Genomic DNA, 21,592 nt, shown 5'->3' with positions numbered 1-21,592 from the left:
CGTGGTCGCCGGACGGGCCCGGTCAGCTCATTCCGCCGCCCACGGCACCTGCGGCGCCCGGTAGTAGTCGATGCCCAGCGCCGAGAACCTCGGCCCCTGTGCCCCCAGCCGCACCTTGTACGTGTCCCAGTCGTGCGTGGCCGCGGGCGACCAGCCGAGTTCCGCGACCCCGGGCAGCCGGGGGAACGCCATCTGCTCGACCTCGTCGCTGTCGGTCAGGGTCTCCGACCAGAGCGGCGCCTCGACGCCCAGGACCGAATCCGCCGGGGCGCCGGCCAGGTACGTCGCCGGGTCCCAGTCGTAGGAGCGCTGCACCGAGACGTAACCGGCCCAGGCCAGGCCCAGCACGGTGTCCTTGTCGTACTTCATGTCGAGGTAACTGCGGTCGGCCGGGGACAGCACCAGCTTCGTCCCGTTCACGGCGGCGTCCGCGACCTGCTTGCGCTCGGCGTCGCCCGTCCTGTCGTAGCCCCAGTACTGGGCGACCGCGCCCTTCACCGGCGTACCCCCGGTCAGCTGGTGCCAGCCGACCACGGTCTTGCCGTACTTGCCGACGATGGCCTGTGCCTTGTCCATGAACGCCACATAGTCCTCGTGGCTGGTGGAGTGCGCCTCGTCGCCGCCGATGTGGAGGTACTTGCCGGGGGTGAGCTCGGCCAGTTCACGGACCACGTCGTCCACGAAGTCGTACGTGACGGGCTTCGGCACGCAGAGCGAGCTGAAGCCGACATTCGTGCCGGTGTACAGCGGCGGCGCGACCCCGTCGCAGTTCAGCTCCGCGTACGAGGCGAGTGCCGCGTTGGTGTGGCCGGGCAGGTCGATCTCCGGTACGACCTCCAGATAGCGGGAGGCCGCGTACCGGACGATCTCCTTGTAGTCGCTCTTGGTGTAGTAGCCGCCGGGGCCGCCGCCGACCTCCGTCTGCCCGCCGTACGTGGCCAGCCGCGGCCAGGAGTCGATGGCGAGCCGCCAGCCCTGGTCGTCGGAGAGATGCAGATGGAGCTTGTTCAGCTTGTAGAGGGCGAGCTGGTCGATGTAGCGCTTGACCTCGCCGACGGAGAAGAAGTGCCGGGAGACATCGAGCATCGCGCTCCGGTACGCGTAGCGCGGCGTGTCCGTGATCGTGCCGCCCGCGACCTTCCACGGGCCCTTCTGGGGGCTCTTCTTCTCCACGTCGGCCGGGAGCAGCTGGCGGAGCGTCTGGACTCCGTGGAAGAGCCCGGCGGGGCCGCGGGCGGTGATGGTGACCGAGCCCCGGGCGGACTTCAGGCTGTAGCCCTCGGCGCCCAGTCGGCCGTTGCCGGGTTCCACGCGCAGCCGGATGCCGCCGGCGCCGTCGCCGGTGACCGGCAGCGGGTATCCGGTGGACGGGCGCAGCACGCCCGCCAGGTAGTCGCCGACCTTCCGGGCCTCGGCGGAGCCGTCGACGCGGATCCGGGTGTCCGCGGTGACGGTGTACGCGGAGCCGCCGGGCTTCACCTCGGCGGGGGCGGGCACGATCTGACCCAGCGGACGGGGGGAGGCGGCGGCCGGGGCGCTGTTCACCGCCGGTCTCGCCGGGGCCGCGCCGACGCCGGCGATCCCGGCCGCCGTGACGAGCAGCAGCGAGCCGAGAAGGCGGGGAAGGGCGGTGCGCTGTGTCCTGTGCAGTCTCACGAGCCGGGTCCCTTTCGACGGGTTCACACCTGTGGGTCTCCTGAGCAACCGAACCATCACCATGCGTATCGCCTGTCTCACGCATGGTCAAGGTGTAGACCACTTCTCCGTTCACGGGGCTGGCAGAATCTGCCGCATGGCGGAAATAATCCAGCGCGACGGCACCTGGACCTTCGACGGCGAATCGGTGCGGATCGTGCCGGGCAGGGGCAAGGGCATCCACCCGCTCCGGGAGGGGCTGGGTGAACGCGTCGTCCCGCTGCGGGCGTTGGCGGGCATCTCCTTCGAGCCGGACCGCAAGGGCGGTCGGCTGCGACTGCGGCTGCGCGACGGCGCGTGCCCGGTCCTGCGCGCGGCCGGCGGCAGGCTCAAGGACGCCGCGGACCCCTACCAGTTGGCCGTGGAGAAGGACCGCGGCGGGGTGGCGGAGTACTTCGCCGACGAGGTGCGCAACGCCCTGCTGATCGAACAGGTGCCGGCCGACGCGGTGGACGGCTTCCTGCTGCCGGGGCCCGCGGTGCCGGTCGCCGGCGGCGGCGGGGACGGCACGGCCTCGTTCGACGGGGAGACCGTCCGTCTGACCTGGAACTGGAAGGCCAAGGAGGTCAAGACCTCCGGCGGCCCGGTCTCGTTCCCGGTGTCGGAGGTGACCGGCGTGCACTGGGTGCCCGCCATCGGCCTGGAGAACGGGCACCTGCGCTTCGTACGGGGCGACGGGACGGCTCCGGTCCGGGCGGCCGAGTACGACCTGTACTCGCTGGACCTGTGGGGGCTGTCCAAGAAGGAGTACACGGCGGTGCTGGTCGCGGCGGCGGTGCTGGTGCGGCTGCCCGGGGCGGCGGGGAGGACGGCCGGGCCCGCACAGATCGCGGCCCCGGAGGCCACGGCCCCGGCACCGGCCGCACCCCCCGCCGACGATCACGACGTCCTGCTGCGCCGGCTGCGCGAGCTCGGTGAGCTGCACCGGTCCGGAGTCCTCACCGACGACGAGTTCGCCGCCGCCAAGCAGGCCGTCCTCAAGAACCTCTGAGCCAGCGCCCCGACCCGTTCGAGGCTCTTCGAGACGGCAATCACACGCATCCCTGCCCGATATCGGGCAGAATTGTTGCGTAAGCGCCCCGTCCGCCGCAATATCAACGAGTGCTCGAACGCCGCCCGTCGCATGACGACCTCATCGATCACCTGGTGCGCAGCACCGCGCTCCAGCGCGGTGAAGCCGCCCGGGTGATCCTCGACGTGCTGGCGTACTTCGACGAGACGACCGACGACTTCGTCCGCCGCCGCCACCGCGAACTGCAGTCCGGCGGCCTGGTCAACGCGGAGATCTTCGAACGGATCGCGGCCGAGCTGCCGCACCGGGCGGTCGCGCCGCCGGAGCTCTCGCTCCGCCAGCTGCGCCGCATCGTCTACGGCTGAAGAACCCACGGCCGGGCAACGGGCACCACAGGTACGTCGATGGAGGGGCAGAGAATCCATGTGCGGAATCGTCGGATATATCGGGAAGCGTGATGTGGCTCCGCTGCTGCTGGAAGGGCTGCAGCGGCTGGAGTACCGGGGTTACGACTCCGCGGGCATCGTCATCACCGGCAAGGCGTCGGCCGGCAAGCCCGCCGCCCTGCGGATGGTCAAGGCGAAGGGGCGGGTCCGCGAGCTGGAGGCCCGCGTCCCCAAGCGTTTCACCGGCACCACCGGTATCGCCCACACCCGCTGGGCCACCCACGGCGCCCCGAGCGACGAGAACGCCCACCCGCACCTGGACGCGGACAACAAGGTCGCCGTCGTCCACAACGGCATCATCGACAACGCCTCCGAGCTCCGTGCGAAGCTCGTCGCCGACGGTGTCGTCTTCCTCTCCGAGACCGACACCGAAGTGCTGGTCCACCTGATCGCCCGCGCCCAGGCGGACACCCTGGAGGAGAAGGTCCGCGAGGCGCTGCGCTCGGTCGAGGGCACGTACGGCATCGCGGTCATGCACGCCGACTTCAACGACCGCATCGTGGTCGCCCGCAACGGCTCCCCGGTGGTGCTCGGCATCGGCGAGAAGGAGATGTTCGTCGCCTCGGACGTCGCCGCGCTGGTCGCCCACACCCGCCAGGTCGTCACCCTGGACGACGGCGAGATGGCCACCCTCAAGGCCGACGACTTCCGTACGTACACCACGGAGGGCTCGTCCACGACGGCCACGCCGACCACCGTGGAGTGGGAGGCCGAGTCGTACGACATGGGCGGCCACGACACGTACATGCACAAGGAGATCTCCGAGCAGGCCGACGCCGTCGACCGGGTGCTGCGCGGCCGGATCGACGACCGCTTCGCCACCGTGCACCTGGGCGGCCTCAACCTGGACGCCCGCGAGGCGCGCGGGGTCCGACGGATCAAGATCCTGGGCTGCGGCACCTCGTACCACGCGGGCCAGATCGGCGCGCAGCTGATCGAGGAGCTGGCCCGTATCCCCGCGGACGCCGAGCCGGCCTCCGAGTTCCGCTACCGCAACCCGGTCGTCGACCCGGACACCCTGTACGTCGCGGTCTCGCAGTCCGGTGAGACGTACGACGTGCTGGCCGCCGTCCAGGAGCTCAAGCGCAAGGGCGCCCGGGTGCTCGGGGTCGTCAACGTGGTGGGTTCGGCGATCGCCCGGGAGGCCGACGGCGGCACGTACGTCCACGCCGGCCCCGAGGTCTGTGTCGTCTCCACCAAGTGCTTCACCAACACCGTCGTCGCGTTCGCGCTGCTCGCCCTGCACCTGGGCCGGATCCGGGACCTGTCGGTCGCCGACGGCAAGCGGATCATCGACGGGCTGCGCAGGCTGCCCGCCCAGATCAGCGAGATCCTGGCGAACGAGGACGAGATCAAGAAGATGGCGGCCGAGTACGCGGACGCCAAGTCGATGATGTTCATCGGCCGGGTGCGCGGTTTCCCCGTCGCCCGTGAGGCCGCGCTGAAGCTCAAGGAGGTCTCGTACATCCACGCCGAGGCCTACCCGGCCTCCGAGCTGAAGCACGGGCCGCTGGCGCTGATCGAGCCCGCGATGCCGACGGTCGCGATCGTGCCGGACGACGATCTGCTGGAGAAGAACCGCGCCGCGCTGGAGGAGATCAAGGCCCGCAGCGGCCGCATCCTCGCCGTCGCCCACCAGGTGCAGGAGAAGGCCGACCACACCATCGTCGTGCCGAAGAACGAGAACGAGCTGGACCCGATCCTGATGGGCATCCCGCTCCAGCTCTTCGCCTACCACACGGCGCTGGCCATGGGCCGTGACATCGACAAGCCGCGCAACCTGGCGAAGTCCGTCACTGTCGAGTAGCCGCCGCGCACGGCGGCTGTCGGGCACCGTCCCGCGTGCGCCCCTGCCGGGGGGCCCCGTACCCGCAGAACGGCCCCGTACCCGCCGCCACCGCGGGTACGGGGCCGCTCCGCTGCCGCCGGCGGCTGCCCCGGCGCACCGGCCCGGCCGCTGTCCCGGCCCTGGCCGTCACGCCCCGGCCGGCAGCACGTGCACCCCGGTGCGATCGATGCCGAACGCCATCCGAGTGACTGTCATATACCCTTCACAAGCACGCAATTCACCTCTGTCGGACATCAAATGCCGGTTTCTGCAGGCGATTTGACGCCACATTGAGCGAGGACGCCACAACGGGCCACCGGAGTGACGGAAGAGGCTTCCGGGGCGCCTGGTGCTCAGGGGATGACGACGACCGGGCGCTGTGCGCGCCGCGCGAGGCGCCCCGCCACCGAGCCGAAGATCCGGCCGACGATGCCGTGCGTGGAGCCGACGACGATGGCGTCGGCCGAGTACTCCCGGCCGACCTCCTCCAGCTCGTGGCAGATGTCCCCGCCGCGCTCGACAAGGACCCAGGGGACCTCGGAGAGGTAGTCCGCGCAGGCGAGCTCCAGGCCGAGCACCTCGGTGCGGTGGTCGGGCACATCCACGAAGACGGGCGGCTCGCAGCCTGCCCAGACCGTGGTCGGCAGCCGATTGGCGACATGGACGATGATCAGGCCGGAGCCCGATCTTCGGGCCATCCCGATGGCATAGGCGAGGGCGCGCTCACTGGAGGTCGAGCCGTCGAAGCCGACGACGACCCCATGGCGGAACGCGGGGTCGCATGAATGACGTGTTTCTTCGACCGTCTGCGGGTCCGACACGGGGTCGGCCACCTGCTTGCGGTCGGCGGGTTCGGGGATTTCGTGACCGGCCATCGGTGTCTCGGCGAAGAGAGTCCTCGTGAGGAGAGCGACTTGGGGAAGGTGCGTCAGCGGGCGGTGTTGCGGTGTCCGGGAATCATCTTCCCAACCCCTTACCCCCAAGGGTACGGCGCCACTCCTCCACTGCCCAGACCCGCGCAAAGCGCGCGCGACGTTTCACGGAGCATGCCCGAGGCGGACCCGGATGGCAATGCCGCTTGTGCCGTACACCGACGCCGCCGGGCCCGGACGACCGCCCTCGGTGACCGGACGGGTCCGTATCCGTCACCCGTACGGGACACCGGAGGATCTCCGCTCCCCCCGCGCGGCGCCGCAGTGATGATCACCCCGACGCCGGCCCCGGGGCGGCGACCCGACCCCGTGCGTCGCACCGCACCCGTTCCGGACCGCCCGCCCCGTTCCCGGTGAGCCGCCGGCCGGCGACGGACACCGGCCCGCCCGGCGGAATCCGATCGCATTCGGTTGCCACCGGTCCGATCCGTACGATCAGCCGTCCGACCTGCCCAGGGGGCGCAAAGAAGCGGTTGATCACCCGGGTTGTGCGCCGGTTCAATGACTGAATCACACATGCACAACCAGCTATTTTCAGCCAACTTCATACCCCTACCGACACCTTGCCGATTTGGCCGATCAACCCCCTTGTCACCAGGCAGGAAGAGACCGCGCGGTACGCTTCCACCCGACGGGGACGGGCCATGAACGCCAGGCGCACTTCCCTGGGCGTCCACCGGATGAAACGCTTCGTGATCGAATGCATCCCGCCAAGTTGCCTTGTCGACATAACGCCGGTTGGTGAACTTGTCACGCCGGCACCACGGGACGCAGTAGATTCGATCTTGGGCATCGAAGTCTGGGGAACTCGTGCAGGACCGAGGGGAAAAGTGCAGGAGCGACAGGCCCGTAAGGACCAGGGAGACGCGAACACCGAGGGGGGCTTAGCGTCATGAGCCAGGACTCCGCCGCCGCAACGGAGGCTGTACGGAAGCTCAGTGGCCGTCGACGACGAGAAGTCGTCGCCGTGCTGCTGTTCAGCGGCGGCCCCATCTTCGAGAGTTCGATCCCGCTCTCCGTGTTCGGAATCGACCGCCAGGACGCGGGAGTTCCGCGCTACCGACTCCTCGTCTGTGGCGGGGAAGAAGGGCCGCTGCGGACCACCGGGGGACTCGAACTCACCGCGCCCTACGGGCTGGAGGCGATCAGCAGGGCCGGCACCGTCGTGGTGCCCGCCTGGCGTTCGATCACCTCGCCGCCGCCCGCCGAGGCGCTGGAGGCGCTGCGCCGCGCCCACGAGGAGGGCGCCCGCATCGTCGGGCTGTGCACGGGTGCGTTCGTGCTCGCCGCCGCCGGTCTGCTGGACGGCCGTCCGGCGACCACGCACTGGATGTACGCACCGACGCTGGCCAAGCGCTACCCGTCGGTCCACGTGGATCCGCGTGAGCTCTTCGTCGACGACGGCGACGTGCTCACCTCCGCCGGCACGGCCGCCGGCATCGATCTCTGTCTGCACATAGTCCGCACGGACCACGGCACGGAGGCCGCCGGGGCACTGGCCCGCCGGCTCGTCGTGCCGCCGCGGCGCAGTGGCGGTCAGGAGCGCTACCTCGACAGGTCTTTACCTGAGGAGATCGGCTCCGACCCGCTCGCAGAGGTCGTGGCCTGGGCACTGGAGCATCTGCACGAGCAGTTCGACGTGGAGACGCTGGCCGCGCGCGCCTACATGAGCAGGCGGACCTTCGATCGCAGGTTCCGTTCGCTCACCGGCAGCGCACCGCTCCAGTGGCTGATCACTCAGCGGGTGCTGCAGGCGCAGCGGCTGCTGGAGACGTCCGAGTACTCGGTCGACGAGGTGGCGGGCCGTTGTGGCTTCCGCTCGCCGGTCGCGCTGCGCGGACACTTCCGGCGCCAGCTGGGCTCCTCCCCCGCCGCGTACCGGGCCGCCTACCGGGCCCGCCGTCCGCAGGGCGGTGGCGCGGAGCCGGTGGCCCCGGTGATCGAGCCGGTCGTGCCCGCCCAGGGCAGTCCGTCGATCCGGCGTGCCACGGCCACGGCGACCCCGCCGGGCCCGCATGTCATCACGTCGCCGACGGCCGGCCCGGTCCAGTCGGAGCAGGGGAAACCCGGCCCCGACGCGTACACGACCGGGCGCCCGACCCTGCCGGGTCAACGGAGCGCCCCGTAGGGTGGGGCCATGAACGACCGCATGGTGTGGATCGACTGCGAGATGACCGGGCTCTCGTTGACGGAAGACGCACTCATCGAGGTGGCCGCACTGGTCACCGACTCGGAGCTGAACGTGCTCGGTGAAGGGGTGGACATCGTGATCCGCCCGCCGGACGCGGCCCTGGAGACCATGCCCGAGGTGGTGCGGCAGATGCACACCGCCTCGGGCCTCCTCGACGAGCTGGCCGGGGGCACCACCCTGGCCGACGCCGAGGCCCAGGTGCTGAACTACGTCCGCGAGCATGTGAAGGAGCCCGGCAAGGCCCCGCTCTGCGGGAACTCGGTCTCCACCGACCGCGGATTCCTGGCGCGGGACATGGCGGCCCTGGAGAGCTACCTGCACTACCGGATCGTCGATGTCTCCTCGATCAAGGAGCTGGCGCGCCGCTGGTACCCGAGGGCGTACTTCAACAGCCCGGCCAAGAACGGCAACCACCGGGCGCTCGCGGACATCCGTGACTCCATCACGGAGCTGCGTTACTACCGTGAGGCGGTCTTCGTGCCGCAGCCCGGCCCGGACTCGGAGCGCGCGAAGGCCATCGCGGCCCGCGTCGCACCGCCCGCACCGTAGGACCCTGTGAAGCCGCTGGTCATAGCCCTTTCGGGGGTCGGGACCGGCGGCTGAACAACTGGGGCGCGAGCACCCTCTCGGACCCTGTACACTTTTTCTCGGCCGGTCAGAAAAAGACCGGGCATGGTGGGTATAGCTCAGATGGTAGAGCACCTGGTTGTGGTCCAGGATGTCGCGGGTTCGAGTCCCGTTACTCACCCTGAATGATCAAGCCCTGACCTGTGAAAACAGGTCAGGGCTTCTTCATGCCCAGAGACTTGGGAACATCACGGGAACACAGGTGTCCGACCCGAGCCGTATCGTCCCCTCATGGCGAGCATCGTGGAACGGCCCAAGAAGGACGGCACCACCACCTATCAGGTGAAGTGGCGCCAAGACGGCGAGTGGCAGTCCGAGAAGTTCGGCGACCCCGACGGCGCCAAGCAGTTCAAGGACCTCGTGGAAGCCCACGGCGGGCAATGGCCCCATGGCTGGGTTCGCGGGGAGGGGTTCGTCGCAGAGCCCGCCATCCCCGGCGACATGCCGTTCGAGACGTGGGCCGCCCGCTACATCAACCGCCTCACCGGCATCGAGGAGCGGACCCGCGAGGACTACCGCCGAGACCTGCGCATCCACCTTTCCCTACTCCGGCACACCGACGCAGCCGGGCGCGAGCACCTGGCCACCATCGGCAACCTGGTCCAGGACGACATCAGCGACTGGGTACGCGCAGAAGAGAAGGGCGAGCCGGACCCGGAGAAGCCCGACGCGTGGCTGCGGCGGCCGGCCGACCCGAAGAGCATCGCGAACCGGCACGGGCTCCTGTTCTGCATCGTGCAGGCCGCGATCGACGCGACGCCGCAGATCCGCACCACGAACTGCTGCAAGCGGACACGGCTCCCCCGTGTCGACGATCACACCGAGGAGGAAATGACGTTCCTGGAGCGGGACGAGTACCAGCGGATCGCTGCCGAGATCACCGACCCGGACGCGCGAGCCCTCGCTGACTGGCTTGTCGGCACCGGAATGCGCTGGGGCGAGGCCACCGCCCTCCAGGTCCGAGACATCAACCTCGCCTCCGACCGCCCCACAGCATCGATCCAGCGGGCATGGAAGAAGGCCGAGAAGGGGAGCAGCGGCGGCGCGTTCTACCTCGGGCCGCCGAAGACGAAGAAGGCGCGGCGCCTGATCGCTCTCTCCCCCGTCCAGGTCGACATGGCGCGTCGGCTGGTGGCCGGCCGCCGTCCCGAGGACTTCGTGTTCCACGCGAAGATGGGCGGCGAGTGGAGGCATGCGAACTTCTACAACCGGAAGTGGAAGCCAGCCGTGGAGGCGGCAGTCACGAAGGGCCTGCCGAAGAGCCCGCGGATTCATGACCTGCGGCACACTCACGTTGCCTGGCTGATCGGGGCGAACGTCCCGCTGCCCGCGATTCAGCTCCGGCTCGGCCACGAAAGCATTCAGACGACTGTGGACCGGTACGGGCATTTGGTGCGTGCCCTCGACGACGACATTACGGCCGCCGTCGAGGCCGCGATGGGCGTACCGGCCCCGCGGGCTGGTCTCCGGTCCGTGCAGTCCGCCTAGCGGGAGGGCTGGGGCGGTCCGTCGGGGCCGTCCCAATCCTGCTTCCACCGGCCAGTGCGGGTGACCTGGGTGAGGGCCCGGTTGATTTCGGCGCAGAGTGACAGGCTCATGTGCCCCTCTCGTACGAACCAGGTGATCTCGCCGCGTCTTTCCACGGGCAAGACATCGCGCCCGGTGGGCATGTCCGCGTCCGGGACGATCTCAAATCGTGCGCTCGCCGATCCTTGCGTGTCAGCCATCTGACCCCCAGTGCGTGGCCCGCTCTTCGCTCGTATGTTCGAATCGAAGGGCATGGGCAGGCTATCGAACTCTGCGCCCCCAGGCGGAAGAGCCCATGCTGCCACTCCGCAAGGATCTTGACTACGGTGCGCACACGGAAACTACACACCGTACAGGCGATGGCCAACGGAATATGCCGGGGCGCTACTCCGGCGGCGCCATCGTGTCCATCAGTCGCCGAATCTGCTCGCGCTGCTCAGCCGTAAGCCTGTCCGCACCTTCAAGGAAGGCGCGCGCATCCCCGGACGCCGACCACTCCGTGTCGATACCAAAGAACTCGGCGCCGGCCGCGTCCTGCACTCGGTAGAGGGGGACCTGAAGGCCGACGGCGAGTGCGCGCAGCTGCGGAAGATCCGGGGCTTGGACAGGGAGATCGGTGGCCAGCCGGTGAAGCCAGCTCGCCTTGATCGTCTGCTCACCGGTCTCGGGATCAATGCAGCGCTGGGCCAACTTGTCGAAGCTGAGCCCGAGTGCAGCTTTCCGCTCGCGTACGAGGTTTCTGAGCTGGGCCCGCCCGCCGGGCGCGGGCGCGTCCTTTTCAGCAGCCATGAGGCTCATCCTGCCACTCCGTGTCTATTCATGGGCCGTGGGGTGTCCATGGGGCCAGCGAGGCATTCAGTACATCCCCCCTGGTGACGCAAGGCCCCCATCCCGTGCGCTGGACAGAGTGTCCATGCAATGACACGGCGCGCGCCAGAGCGCACGGCCCATTTGACGAAATTGAGGCTCATACCCAAGACGCTGGACGCTTCGTCCAAGCTATGCAATGCTTCACCTATCCAAGCAATGCAATGACCTACTGCACGAGGTGGATGTGACTACTCACGCCTCCCTGTACAAACTCGTCGATCCGAGCCTTCTCCGGACCCTCATGAAGCGCACCGGGACCGGCGCCGCGGTCAGCGTGCGAGAACTTTCGGCACTGACCGGAGTACCCCGCAGCACCATCGGAGCCCTGCTGACGGGGGCTCAGCAGGCGGTCCAAGACACTGCCGCCCATTCCATCGTCGAGGGACTCGGAGTAGACCTCCTGATCCTTTTCGCTCCGGTCGGCCGGAGCGTCACCCTTACCGCCGTGCCCAAGGCGGAGTCAGCATGACGACCCGCCGGTACAAGTACGCCGAAGCCGCAGAGGCGCTGCGCGTCGAGGAACGGTGGCTTCGGCGCAACATCCGCCAGCTGCCGCACTCGAAGAAGGGCCGCGCCGTGACCTTCACGGACGCGGACTTGGAGCGCATCGATCAGATGCACCACCACGAACCAACGACAGGCCCTCTGGCCGTCGTTGCCGCGCCGGCCTCCGGCGCTCACCCGATGGCGCACCTGAAGCCGTTGCCCTCGCGCGGCGCTCTTCGGTCCGCCTGATCAACGCAAGACGGGGCCGCTCCGACTTCCCGGCCCGAGCGACCCCGGACGACCAACCCCACTCACGAGAAAGGGCCGATCGCCATGCGCGCTCAGCCTATCGAAACTCCCCCGCCCGACACCTACGCCGTGACCAGTGACAACCGTCTCGCCGTGCAGGTCGTCGTCGACAACTTCGCGCTTCCGGCGCCGACGTTGGTCGCCCGGCCGGACGCTGTGCACATCACCGTCGCCGACGTCGACGACCTCGGCCAGTGGCTGTACCACCTCGGCGGCGAGGTGCGTCGCGGCGTCGAGATCAGTGGTGCGTCGCTGTGGACGCTGCACACCGAGACCCCGGTGCGCCTGAACGGTTCGACGGTCCGGATCCGGGTGCACGTGCCGGTCGTGTCCGGTGAGGACGTCCTCGCCGAGATCCGTGGGGCGGTGGCCAAGTGACTACGCTCACCGACCCGTTCGCGGCCCCCGGCCGCAACCGTCCCGCCCCGTCTCCGGCCGCCGTCGCCCTCGCCGCGCAGTGCCGCAAGGCGAAGACCATCGCCGACACCGCGCCGGCCCGGTTCGAGGAGATGCCGACCCCGCCCGCAGCGAGCGCCGCAGGTGGCGAGGTGCAGCTCGTCGTACACCCCCGGTCGCTCACCGACTGGGCCCGCTGGACGACCGAGCTCGGCATCGACGTCCGCCGGATGACGAACGTCGGGCCGGCGACGGTCTGCCGGTTCGAGCTCGACGGTGTGCGCGCCCGGCTGATCGGTATCGGCGTCCCCGCACTGCTCGCAAAGGTCTACGGCCCGAAGGGAGCCCACCATGCCTGATGAGAAGACGATTTCGGCCCCGATCCCGGTTCGGGTGCGGGCGATCCCCGGCGGCAGCCGGCTCGTTCTCGACGCGTTCGCGCAGACCGTGATCGAGGACGTCCTCGACGCTCTGCTGTCGACGGACCGCGAGAGCGACCTGTTCGAGCGGCTCGTCGCGCTCGCCGAGCTGGACCCGGAAGAGCGGGCGCTGCTGCCCGAGCACCGGCAGCCGTACGAGGAACTCGTCGCGGACCTTGCCGAGCGGGCGTCGAAGTGGACGCCGTTGTACGGCGAGCGTGGCCTCGACCTCGCCGAGCAGCTCATGGCGAACGGGGCGCGAGCGCTGCCGGTCGGTCACTGGGCTGCGTGCGCGTGGCGGGCGTGGCAGTCGGTCAAGGCCGACGCCGCGCGCGAGGCGCTGAATGGTGGTGCTGCCGCATGACTGCATCGACTGCCGCCGCGGCGCTGGCCGCGTTGATGGGTGACGCCCCCGCGTGGGTGCCCCCGGTGAATTACTGGGAGATCGCTCGGGACGGCGAGCGCTGGATCGTAAGCGGGCAGCTCGACACCGACGGCGACACGCTCAGCGAGAGCGACGCGTACCGGCTGCTCGGCCCGATCGTCGAGCAGTCCGGGCAGCAGCTCGACGACGACGGCCGGCTGATCAGGGCCCGGTTCGCACACTTCGATGTCCCCTGCGACGTGTGGTTTCTCCGGCCGGTACTTCGGTGGGTTGTGCCCGAGCAGTGCGCGACGTGCCCGACCAAGCTCGGCGCCCCCGACGTCAAGTTCGTGCGGCTCGGCACGCGCGACCGCAAAGCGCCCGTGATCTGCGTGCCGTGCCGTGACCGCATGCAGGCCTATTGGGTGGCGCTGCACCGGTCGCCGCTCGTCGCTGCGCGGCAGGAGGTGCGCGAGCTGCTGCTCGCCGAGACCGGTGAGACCCGCCCGATGTGGCGCACCATCATCACCGATAGCGAGTCGCCGACCGGGGTTGCTCCGGTATGCACCACCGAGGGCAGCGACGACGAGCACCACGTGCTCGCTGACCATCCCAGCGGGCCCACGCGTGATGACGAAGGCATCTACGGCTGCTGCCCCTGGCCGCAGATCGAGACCGACTCGGCAGCCGTTGCCGCGTACCTGATCGAGCTGCTGAACGCCGACGCGCATGTCGACGCCGAGGGCGGTGAGTCGGCATGAGCGACGCCACGCACACCGCAGCAACGCCCGACCCCGCAGAGAAGGACACCCGCGGCAGCGCGCCGCATCAGGGCGAGTCCACTCGTGCCGGGCGTCCGGCGTCAAAGGTGGCCGCATTCCTCGCCGGCGCGCGGAACGGTCGAGCGATGACGGGCGGCGCACGGTGACTGATCCTCGCCACGCTGTGGCAACCGAGCGGGGTCGCTACTACCGCGACCCCGCCGGGGGCCCCGACCTGATCAGCGTCACGAACGCGCTCGGCAGCATCGCGAAACCGGCGCTCGTCCCGTGGGGCGCCGGGCTCGTCGCCGACCATGTCATCGGCGACCCGATCACCACCGCCCGTCGCGCCCGCACCGAGCCGACCCGGCTGCGCCGCGAGCTTGTCGCGCTGCCGACCGGGAACGCGGACCGTGCGAAAGATCTCGGCACCCGCGTGCATGAGCGGGCGATGTCGCTCGTCCTGAACACCCCGTACCCGGCCGACCCGGAAGTCGAGCCGTACGCGATCGAGCTCGCCCGCTGGTTCCGGCTGTGGCGCGTCGATTTCGACCGTGACGTTGAGGCGATCGAGACGACCGTGCTGCACCGCCGCTACGGGTACGCCGGTACCGGCGATCTGTGGGTGTGGCTGCCGACCGGCCCGCACGGGCGCCGGCAGTTGTGGCTCATCGACTACAAGACGTCCGCGAAGAAGCCCGACACGGTCGTCTACGGCGAGCAGCCGCTGCAGCTCGCTGCGCTGCGGCACGCCCCGGTGTTGCTGCTGCCGGACGACACCGATGGGCCGGCGTTCAAGGTGCGCCGTACCGGGCTGCTGAATCTGCGGCGGCGTTCGCATCGGCTGATCGAAGTTCCGTCCGGCCGCGAGCAGTTCCGGGCGTTCCTCGCCGCTACGCGGACCGCTCGCTATCTCCACAACGCGCCGAGCGCGTACCCGACGATCCTGCCCGACTGGGCGCCGGGATCCCCTGAACGAAAGGCAGCCTGATCATGGGTAGCCGAATCCTGACGATGAAGCGGCAGGCCGCCGAGCTCGGTCGTATCCGCACCGGCTACAGCCGGCCGAACCCGAACGCTGGCAAGGGACCGATCCCGGTCAAGAGCAAGACGTTCGTACTCACGTCGCACTCGCGCGAGTACATTGCCGCGGCGGCCGAGTTGTACGGCGGCCGGGTCGAGCAGTGGACGCCGCAGCGGTCGAGCGTCGCGCAGTGGCGGGTGATCACCGAGGCGACAGAGCTGCGGGCGATCCTTCCGGCCGGCGACGTGCTGAACCAGTCCTACGAGATGTGGGGCGGGGGCGGCTGCGAGCGGCGATGTGACGGCGTGACCGAGTCGATCGGCCGACGTCCGTGTGTCTGCCTCGCCAAGTACGGCGAGGAGTGGCACAAGCGGCCGCCGACGCAGGTGTGCCGGCCGACCTCGCGCATCGGTGCGTTCCTCCCCGACCTACCCGACCTTGGCGTGTGGCGGCTGGAGACGAAGAGCTATTACGCGGCCGACGTGCTCGCTGGTGGGCTCGACACGGTGCTGCAGGCGACCGGCGGCACGGGCATGATGCCGGTCCGCATGTGGATCGAGCAGCGCTCGCGGGTCGCCGACGGCAATACGAAGCAGTACCAGGTCGTCATGGTGGTGCCGTCGCTGCCCAAGCTGCGGCACGCACTGAACGGGCCGATCTCGACGGCGGCCGCGCTCGACCCGAGCACCCTCGACCGCCCGGCGATCGCGGCGGCTCCGGCCGAGCTACCTGACTACGTCGCCGAGGCCCGGCAGTGCCGCACCGTCGAGGACGCCCGCGCCGTCTGGCACCGGGCGAACCGTGCCGGGCACGTCGACCCGAAGGGGGCCGACGAACTGTCGCAGCGGCTCGTACAGATCGCGCAGGACATCGCGGCCGGCGTCGACACGCAGACCGGTGAGACCGCCGACCAGGACGACGAGCACGGGCCGGACGACGACGGGGTGTACGACGTCGAGGTCGTCGACGACCAGGGCGACGACGAGCCGCCGACCGCGTACCCGTCGGCCGGGTGGCCCCAGGTTGCTGCGCCGGGCGGGGGTGGCCGCTGATGTGGCACCAGTCCCGCATGGTCGCGTTCGACCTTGAGACGACCGGCACGAACGTTGAGCAGGACCGCATCGTCACCGCCGCAGTGATCGGGCTCGGCGGCAACAAGCCGACCGAATCGAATGAGTGGCTCGCCAACCCCGGGATCGAGATCCCGGCCGACGCGACCGCCGTGCACCACATCACGACCGAGCACGCCCGCGAGCACGGCGAGCGCGCGCACGACGTCGTCGATCAGATCACCGAGTCGCTCGCGATCCATGTGCGAATGGGCGACCCGATCGTCGGCCACAACGTGCCGTATGACCTCACACTGCTCGACCGCGAGTGCCGCCGCCACGACGTCGAGCCGCTGCTCGACCGGCTCGGCGAGACGCCGCTGCGGGTCCTCGACACCCGGGTGCTCGATCAGCAGGGCTTGCCGTACCGCAAGCGCCCGTCGGAGACGCAGGGGGCGCGGCAGCTCATCACGCTCGCGCAGGTCTACGAGCTGCCGTGGCAGGAGAGCGAGGCTCACGGCTGCTCGTATGACGCGCTGATGTCGGCCCGGATCTTGTACCGGATCGGGACGCTCGCGCACATGCCGCGCATGGAGTGGCCCGAGCGAATCAAGTTCCACAAGAAAGCGCAGCTCCACCACCTGAAAGACCTCGACCTCGCCGAGCTCCACGACCGGCAGATCGGTTGGGCCGCCGAGCAGGCGGCCGGGCTGCAGGAGTGGTTCCGCAAGACCGATCCGGCCGCCGTCGTCGACGGGTCGTGGCCGCTGCAGCCCTGGGGGGACGCGTGAACATCCGACTGATCGACTACGACGAGCAGGCGCTCGTCGTCACCGTCGCCCGCGACGGCGTCACCATGGTGGCGGCCCCGCGGATGTGCGACTCGGCGGCCGCCGACCTGTTGCGGAGCATCGCCGACCAGCTCGACGCCGGGCACCCGCCGTACCCGTGCGACCCGGCCGCGACGCCCGAGCAGCACAGCCACGCCGAGCCGCTCGGCCACGGCGGCGCCCTCGACGCCGACCGGCGGGTGTGGACGGACGGCACCGGGCATGTGTGGGATCTGTCCGGCCGGTGGACGGCTGCGGAGACGTCCGGCGAGTGGGAGTGGTCCGGCCGGCTCGACAGCTCGGGTACGCCCGTGATGACCGTGGTCGGGTCGCCCGAGGTGTGCGAGTCCCTCGACGTGCTGCGCGCCCTGTACGGGCCGATCTCTCCGTCGGTCGGGGGTCGCTCATGAGCGCCGACCTCGCCCCTTACGTGGGCGCCGCCACGGTGATCGGGGCCGCTGCGGTCACGTGGGCCGCCCGGCTCGCCTCGACCGCCCGCACGACGGAAGCCGCTGTGTTCACCGAGCCCGAGCCGGGTGTTCGGTACCTGCGCTGTGACACGCCGCGGTGCGCGCACATGACCCGTCCGCACCGCCCGCAGGCCGACGGCACATGGGTCTGCTCGAACTGCGGCGACGAGAAAGGGGGGTCGCTGTGACCTCGCTCCGATCAATCAGCTTTGGCGGCGGTGTGCAGTCCACCGCTCTGCTCGTCCTCGCGGCGCAGGGCCGCATCGACTTCCCACTGTTCCTGATGGCGAACGTCGGCGACGACTCCGAGAACCCCGGAACGCTCCGGTACATCGAGGAGTACGCCAGGCCCTACGCAGCCGAACACGGTATTGAACTGGCCGTCATCGACCGGGTGAAGCGAGACGGCAGTACCGAGACACTGCTCGGTCGTCTCACCCGTGAAGGTTCCCGGTCTCTCCCGATTCCGGTCCGCATGTCCAACGGGGCTCCTGGTACGCGCAGTTGCACCGCTGATTTCAAGATCAAGGTCATCGGGAAAGAGCTGAAGCGGCGCGGGGCATCCTTTGCGGACCCGGCCACGATCGGAATCGGCATCAGCGTGGACGAGATCCACCGGGCCAATAACCGGCGCACTGAGCCGCACGAGAACATCACCTACCCGTTGCTCGACCTCGGTCTGCGCCGCACAGACTGCGCAAGGGTCATCCGCGAGGCGGGGCTGCCCGTACCGCCGAAGTCGTCGTGTTGGTTCTGCCCGTTCCACCGGCCCGAGACGTGGCACGACCAGCGTCGCGACGCACCCGAGCTGTTCGAGAAGTCGTGCCAGCTCGAAGAGCTTTTGAACCGGCGCCGTGACGAGTTGGAAAAGGATCACGTCTATCTCACCCGGTTCGGCCGGCCGCTGCGCGAAGCGATCCCGGACGGTGTGGATCTGCTGCCGATGTTCGACGAAGCCGACGGCGCATGCGATTCCGGGTGGTGCATGACATGACAATCCCCGGACTCATCGCCCCCGGCGCGTTGTCGCCGCTCGCCGTTCCGATCACCTCGCCCGAGGGCGGGCTGCGGATCATCGGGCTCGACCTGTCACTGACCTCGACCGGCGTCGCGCTGCCGGACGGCACGACGTACCGGATCAAGACCCGGTCCGAGACCGGCGACCGTCGGTTGCTGCACATCCGCGACAGCATCCGCGATGACCTTGCCGAGCATCGGCCGCACCTCGCGGTCGTCGAGGATCTGCCGAAGCACGCCATGGCGGCCGGGATCACGGCGAAGGTGCACGGCATCGTCCTCGGCGAGCTACTCGACGCGGGTGTGCCGTACGCGTACGTCGTCCCGGCGACGCTCAAGGCGTTCGCGTGCGACAACGGGCGTGCGGACAAAGCGCAGATGGCTGCGGCCGCATATCTCGCGGCCGGCGCCGAGTTCGCCGACGACAAGGGCGGCGACCAGGCCGACGCGTGGTGGCTGCGCGCGGCCGGGCACGACGCCCTCGGCGCGCCGCTGTTCGGGATGCCGCAGGCGCAGCGCGACCGGCTGCGCAAGGTCGATTGGCCGGAGTCCCCCGGTAGCGGCCGCGCCCCCGAGGCGACGGCGGCATGACCGGGATCGGGCCGACGATCGGCAACCCGGCACCGGGCCCCGGCCTGCGGGTCCGCTTCGACGGCCCGAAGTCGATGGTGTCCGCCGACTGGTCGTGCGCCTGCGGCGCCCCGGGCGAGGACGCCATCGGCCCCGACGCGGTGCAACAGCTCGTTCTTCGGGCCGAGCGGCACCGCCGGGACACCTGCCCCAACGACGACGTACGTACGGCGGCCGCGATGCGCGATCACCGCCGCAAGCACCCCAGCAAGAGGAAGTGATCAGGATGCCGAAGCTCCACACCGACGCCGAGGTCGAGATCAAGCTCGACGGCGCAGCCGGACCGCTGCAGGCCACCACGACTCAGCCGCAGCGCCGCGGGCTCTTCGAGCACCCCGGGACGAGCGTGTTCGCCGTGGTCGAGCTCACGAGCAAGGCGTACACCGGGCACGCCGACGGCGAGGACAAGCAGCCGCAGGTGAAGATCCGCGTCACGCTCGCCGAGGTCGCGCAGGACAACGAGCAGGCGCAGATGGTCGCCGAGGTCATGCGGGCGATGTACCGGCAGCGGAAGATGAACGGCACGTTGGACGAGATCGGGCCCGGGTCGCGCGACGTCGAATCGGCGGTGTCCGAGGCCCTCGGGTCTCTGCCGACCGAGACCGAGTTCGATGTCTACCAGGAGCGGCAGCAGGCCCGCCGCGGCCGGGTCGAGCAGCACGGGTGACCCGCCCCTCGGCGGCCGCCGGCAGCGGGGCGCGGCGTACGCGCTGCCCCCGCTGCGGGTCACCGGTGCTCCGGCAGCTCGTCGGCCGCCGCGCGGCGCTCGACGTGGCTGCGGACGACACCCGGTACACGGCGGCGGCCGCCGAGGCGCTGCGCGAGCCGAACCGCCTCGACTGGTGCCTGCGCCAGACCCGCGACGGGCTCGACCTGCGGTGGGCCGAGTGCCACCGCCGCAGCAGCCCGTGCCCTCACGAGCACGTCATCGACCACCAGTGCACCGCCCCGCCGGCCTCACAGGGTTGGTCCCGTAAGACATCGCCCGCCCCCGCCGGGCAACTCACGCTCTGAGCACAGGAGATACCCGATGCCGTTCTTCGTCGTTGACGATGGGGCAGACAGCCACCCGAAGATGATCCGCGCGAAGAACGCGGCCGTGGGGCTGTGGACGCGTGTCGGCTCGTATGTGGCACGCCAGCTCACCGACGGGCATGTGCCCGGCGAGGTCGCCAAGATGTACGGCAGCGCCCCGCAGATCACGAAGCTGCTCACGGTCGGGTTGTGGCACGAACACGGGCACACCTGCCCGCGCTGCCCGCAGCCCCGGCCGGGCGACTACTTCATGCACGACTACCGCGAGAGCGGAAACCCATCCCGCGCCGAGGTGCTCGCCCGGCGGAAGCGCGCCGCGGACAAGAAGGCGAAGCAGCGCGCGGCGCAGGCCGGTTTCGGTGCCGATTCTGCTGAGAATCCTTCGCTTTTCGGCGAGGAATCTTCGGGGAATCACAATGGATTCGACGAAGAAACTGACGCGAATCCAAGTCAGGATCCGGGCGATTCCGCAGGTCACGGCGATGTGTCCCTAGGGGACTCCCCCGGGACCTCACGCGCGCGCGTTCCACTCCACTCCACTCCACTCCTTAAAGAGGGGGCTGAGGAGAGAGAGGGATCTACAGGTAGTAGCGCGCGGGCGGCTCTCTCTCTGATTCCCGCCAATTGGGAGCCGAGCGACGCCGACGTGCGCGCCGCGCAGCTCGCCCGCCTCGACAGCGGCCGCGAGCAGCTCACCCCGCAGCAGCTCGACGTCGTCACCCGCAAGTTCGTCCGCCGACAGCTCGACGACGGCAAAACCGCCGCAGCGTGGGGCGGCCGGTGGCGGCAGTGGGCCGAGACCGAGCGCCCCGAGCAGCCGGCCGCGGGCGGCGTCGTCGTCCCGTTCACCAACGGAGCGCAGCCACAGACCAAATCGCAGCAGCAGCGCGCCGGACTCGCCGCGCTGCGCGAGCGCCTGCAAGGAGGCAGCAGCGCATGAACATGGAACAGACGCTGGATCTGCTCGATCAGATCGCTCTCATCGATGACCGGGTCGTGAAGACCGGCGAGACCGAGCAGGCTGCTCAACTCACCTTGTGGGCCCGTGTGCTGCGCGACGTTCCGCTCGAATTCGCGGGCGAGGCGATCGGCGATCACTACGCCGAGAGCGCGTGGCCGATCCTGCCGAAGGACATCGCCGCGCGGTGGCGGAAGGCTGCCCGCACCCGACTGGACCGGCACACCGGCACGTTCGAGCCGACCTCGCACTCGTACCTCGACCCCGACGACATCGCCGGGTACCGGGCCGCGTTGCGCGCCGAGCGTGACGCCGTTCGCACCGGGTGCGAGGCGCCCCTCGAACTGCGGGCGATCATGGCCGGCTCGGCGGTCCCGGAGAGTGCTGGGCAGCCGAACGACGAGTACCTCGCGGCTCGCGCGCAGTGCCGCGCCGCCCGGGTCCAGTCGAGCGATGAAGAGCGGGTGGCGTCATGACGTACCCGAGCACTGAGCGGTCGCGGATCCCGGATGCCGTCGCTGCGGTCGTCGCCGCGGTGGTTGAGGAGCACCCGCTTGCCGGGCCGGACGCGATCGGCCGGCTCGCCGTGGCTGCGCTGTCGCGTGAGGGGTGGCACTGGCACCTCGGTCACGAGGTGCTGTGTGCCCCTGTGCGGGCCTCGCGTATCCCTGCCCGATCAGATTCCCCGTCCGTACCTCAGTAGCCCGTTACACCCT

The 21,592-nt window shown here is 69.9% G+C and carries 26 protein-coding genes and 1 tRNA gene; 24 read left to right on the top strand and 3 right to left on the bottom strand.

Annotation, left to right across the window (positions count from 1 at the left end; translation table 11 throughout):
* Window positions 1-27: 27 nt before the first annotated feature.
* Window positions 28-1,656, bottom strand: a complete 1,629-nt coding sequence (locus tag EES42_RS08670; RefSeq protein WP_241196323.1) for a beta-N-acetylhexosaminidase — start codon at window positions 1,654-1,656, stop codon at window positions 28-30.
* Window positions 1,657-1,792: 136 nt separating this feature from the next.
* Between EES42_RS08670 and EES42_RS08665 the strand changes: the two genes are divergently transcribed.
* The 3 genes from EES42_RS08665 (at window position 1,793) to glmS (ending at window position 4,960) form a co-directional block, all read left to right on the top strand.
* Complete coding sequence (locus EES42_RS08665; protein WP_124717568.1) at window positions 1,793-2,686, top strand: DUF4429 domain-containing protein; 894 nt, start codon at window positions 1,793-1,795, stop codon at window positions 2,684-2,686.
* Window positions 2,687-2,796: 110 nt separating this feature from the next.
* Entirely contained in the window at window positions 2,797-3,072 is a 276-nt protein-coding gene (locus EES42_RS08660) for a hypothetical protein (RefSeq protein WP_072489218.1), read from the top strand.
* Between the two features lie 58 nt (window positions 3,073-3,130).
* Window positions 3,131-4,960: a glutamine--fructose-6-phosphate transaminase (isomerizing) gene (gene glmS, locus EES42_RS08655; protein ID WP_124717567.1), complete on the top strand. Its 1,830-nt coding sequence runs from the start codon at window positions 3,131-3,133 to the stop codon at window positions 4,958-4,960.
* Window positions 4,961-5,334: 374 nt separating this feature from the next.
* Here the strand turns inward: glmS and EES42_RS08650 are convergent, their stop codons facing one another.
* Complete coding sequence (locus EES42_RS08650) at window positions 5,335-5,856, bottom strand: universal stress protein (RefSeq protein ID WP_093548508.1); 522 nt, start codon at window positions 5,854-5,856, stop codon at window positions 5,335-5,337.
* 949 nt (window positions 5,857-6,805) lie between these two features.
* Here EES42_RS08650 and EES42_RS08645 point away from each other — a divergent pair.
* The 4 genes from EES42_RS08645 (at window position 6,806) to EES42_RS08630 (ending at window position 10,219) form a co-directional block, all read left to right on the top strand.
* The gene (locus EES42_RS08645) at window positions 6,806-8,041 is read left to right on the top strand and encodes a helix-turn-helix domain-containing protein (RefSeq protein WP_124717566.1); all 1,236 of its coding nucleotides are present in this window, start codon (window positions 6,806-6,808) and stop codon (window positions 8,039-8,041) included.
* Window positions 8,042-8,050: 9 nt separating this feature from the next.
* A complete protein-coding gene (gene orn, locus EES42_RS08640) occupies window positions 8,051-8,653 on the top strand; it encodes an oligoribonuclease (RefSeq protein ID WP_124717565.1) in 603 nt (200 codons plus the stop codon).
* A 126-nt stretch (window positions 8,654-8,779) separates the two neighbouring features.
* Window positions 8,780-8,852 (top strand) — tRNA-His (locus EES42_RS08635).
* A 110-nt stretch (window positions 8,853-8,962) separates the two neighbouring features.
* The gene (locus tag EES42_RS08630) at window positions 8,963-10,219 is read left to right on the top strand and encodes a tyrosine-type recombinase/integrase (RefSeq protein ID WP_124717564.1); all 1,257 of its coding nucleotides are present in this window, start codon (window positions 8,963-8,965) and stop codon (window positions 10,217-10,219) included.
* A gap of 423 nt (window positions 10,220-10,642) precedes the next feature.
* On the opposite strand, the gene EES42_RS08625 is transcribed toward EES42_RS08630, so the two are convergent.
* Complete coding sequence (locus tag EES42_RS08625) at window positions 10,643-11,047, bottom strand: hypothetical protein (RefSeq protein WP_124717563.1); 405 nt, start codon at window positions 11,045-11,047, stop codon at window positions 10,643-10,645.
* A 546-nt stretch (window positions 11,048-11,593) separates the two neighbouring features.
* Between EES42_RS08625 and EES42_RS08615 the strand changes: the two genes are divergently transcribed.
* The 17 genes from EES42_RS08615 to EES42_RS08535 all read left to right on the top strand — a co-directional run bounded on the left by EES42_RS08615 (window position 11,594) and on the right by EES42_RS08535 (window position 21,352).
* On the top strand, window positions 11,594-11,863 hold the full coding sequence (locus EES42_RS08615) for a MerR family transcriptional regulator (RefSeq protein ID WP_124717561.1): 270 nt from the start codon (window positions 11,594-11,596) through the stop codon (window positions 11,861-11,863).
* 84 nt (window positions 11,864-11,947) lie between these two features.
* Complete coding sequence (locus EES42_RS08610) at window positions 11,948-12,301, top strand: hypothetical protein (RefSeq protein ID WP_124717560.1); 354 nt, start codon at window positions 11,948-11,950, stop codon at window positions 12,299-12,301.
* Window positions 12,298-12,678 (top strand): hypothetical protein, encoded by a 381-nt coding sequence (locus EES42_RS08605; RefSeq protein ID WP_124717559.1) that lies wholly within the window; start codon window positions 12,298-12,300, stop codon window positions 12,676-12,678. The genes EES42_RS08610 and EES42_RS08605 overlap by 4 nt, the downstream gene beginning before the upstream one ends.
* Window positions 12,671-13,102, top strand: a complete 432-nt coding sequence (locus EES42_RS08600; RefSeq protein ID WP_124717558.1) for a hypothetical protein — start codon at window positions 12,671-12,673, stop codon at window positions 13,100-13,102. Before EES42_RS08605 ends, EES42_RS08600 begins: the two co-directional genes overlap by 8 nt.
* Complete coding sequence (locus EES42_RS46060; RefSeq protein WP_241196322.1) at window positions 13,099-13,863, top strand: hypothetical protein; 765 nt, start codon at window positions 13,099-13,101, stop codon at window positions 13,861-13,863. Before EES42_RS08600 ends, EES42_RS46060 begins: the two co-directional genes overlap by 4 nt.
* 184 nt (window positions 13,864-14,047) lie before the next feature.
* Window positions 14,048-14,854, top strand: coding sequence for a hypothetical protein (locus EES42_RS08590; protein WP_241196321.1), 807 nt, complete (start codon window positions 14,048-14,050; stop codon window positions 14,852-14,854).
* A gap of 2 nt (window positions 14,855-14,856) precedes the next feature.
* A complete protein-coding gene (locus EES42_RS08585) occupies window positions 14,857-15,939 on the top strand; it encodes a recombination directionality factor (RefSeq protein ID WP_241196320.1) in 1,083 nt (360 codons plus the stop codon).
* Window positions 15,939-16,727, top strand: coding sequence for an exonuclease domain-containing protein (locus EES42_RS08580; RefSeq protein ID WP_124717556.1), 789 nt, complete (start codon window positions 15,939-15,941; stop codon window positions 16,725-16,727). Before EES42_RS08585 ends, EES42_RS08580 begins: the two co-directional genes overlap by 1 nt.
* Window positions 16,724-17,176, top strand: a complete 453-nt coding sequence (locus tag EES42_RS08575; RefSeq protein WP_346775387.1) for a phiSA1p31-related protein — start codon at window positions 16,724-16,726, stop codon at window positions 17,174-17,176. Before EES42_RS08580 ends, EES42_RS08575 begins: the two co-directional genes overlap by 4 nt.
* Window positions 17,173-17,424, top strand: coding sequence for a hypothetical protein (locus EES42_RS08570; protein WP_124717554.1), 252 nt, complete (start codon window positions 17,173-17,175; stop codon window positions 17,422-17,424). Before EES42_RS08575 ends, EES42_RS08570 begins: the two co-directional genes overlap by 4 nt.
* Entirely contained in the window at window positions 17,421-18,230 is an 810-nt protein-coding gene (locus EES42_RS08565) for a phosphoadenosine phosphosulfate reductase (RefSeq protein WP_241196317.1), read from the top strand. The genes EES42_RS08570 and EES42_RS08565 overlap by 4 nt, the downstream gene beginning before the upstream one ends.
* Window positions 18,227-18,844: a crossover junction endodeoxyribonuclease RuvC gene (locus EES42_RS08560; protein WP_124717552.1), complete on the top strand. Its 618-nt coding sequence runs from the start codon at window positions 18,227-18,229 to the stop codon at window positions 18,842-18,844. Before EES42_RS08565 ends, EES42_RS08560 begins: the two co-directional genes overlap by 4 nt.
* Window positions 18,841-19,104: a hypothetical protein gene (locus EES42_RS08555; protein ID WP_124717551.1), complete on the top strand. Its 264-nt coding sequence runs from the start codon at window positions 18,841-18,843 to the stop codon at window positions 19,102-19,104. The genes EES42_RS08560 and EES42_RS08555 overlap by 4 nt, the downstream gene beginning before the upstream one ends.
* A gap of 5 nt (window positions 19,105-19,109) precedes the next feature.
* Window positions 19,110-19,550, top strand: a complete 441-nt coding sequence (locus EES42_RS08550) for a hypothetical protein (protein WP_124717550.1) — start codon at window positions 19,110-19,112, stop codon at window positions 19,548-19,550.
* Complete coding sequence (locus tag EES42_RS08545; protein ID WP_124717549.1) at window positions 19,547-19,897, top strand: hypothetical protein; 351 nt, start codon at window positions 19,547-19,549, stop codon at window positions 19,895-19,897. The genes EES42_RS08550 and EES42_RS08545 overlap by 4 nt, the downstream gene beginning before the upstream one ends.
* Before the next feature lie 16 nt (window positions 19,898-19,913).
* Window positions 19,914-20,858 (top strand): hypothetical protein, encoded by a 945-nt coding sequence (locus EES42_RS08540; RefSeq protein WP_124717548.1) that lies wholly within the window; start codon window positions 19,914-19,916, stop codon window positions 20,856-20,858.
* Window positions 20,855-21,352, top strand: a complete 498-nt coding sequence (locus EES42_RS08535) for a hypothetical protein (protein WP_124717547.1) — start codon at window positions 20,855-20,857, stop codon at window positions 21,350-21,352. The genes EES42_RS08540 and EES42_RS08535 overlap by 4 nt, the downstream gene beginning before the upstream one ends.
* Window positions 21,353-21,592: the final 240 nt, after the last annotated feature.

The sequence above is a fragment of the Streptomyces sp. ADI95-17 genome, assembly GCF_003846175.1.
Lineage (GTDB): Bacteria > Actinomycetota > Actinomycetes > Streptomycetales > Streptomycetaceae > Streptomyces > Streptomyces sanglieri.
This window is presented reverse-complemented; position numbering and strand designations above follow the sequence as displayed.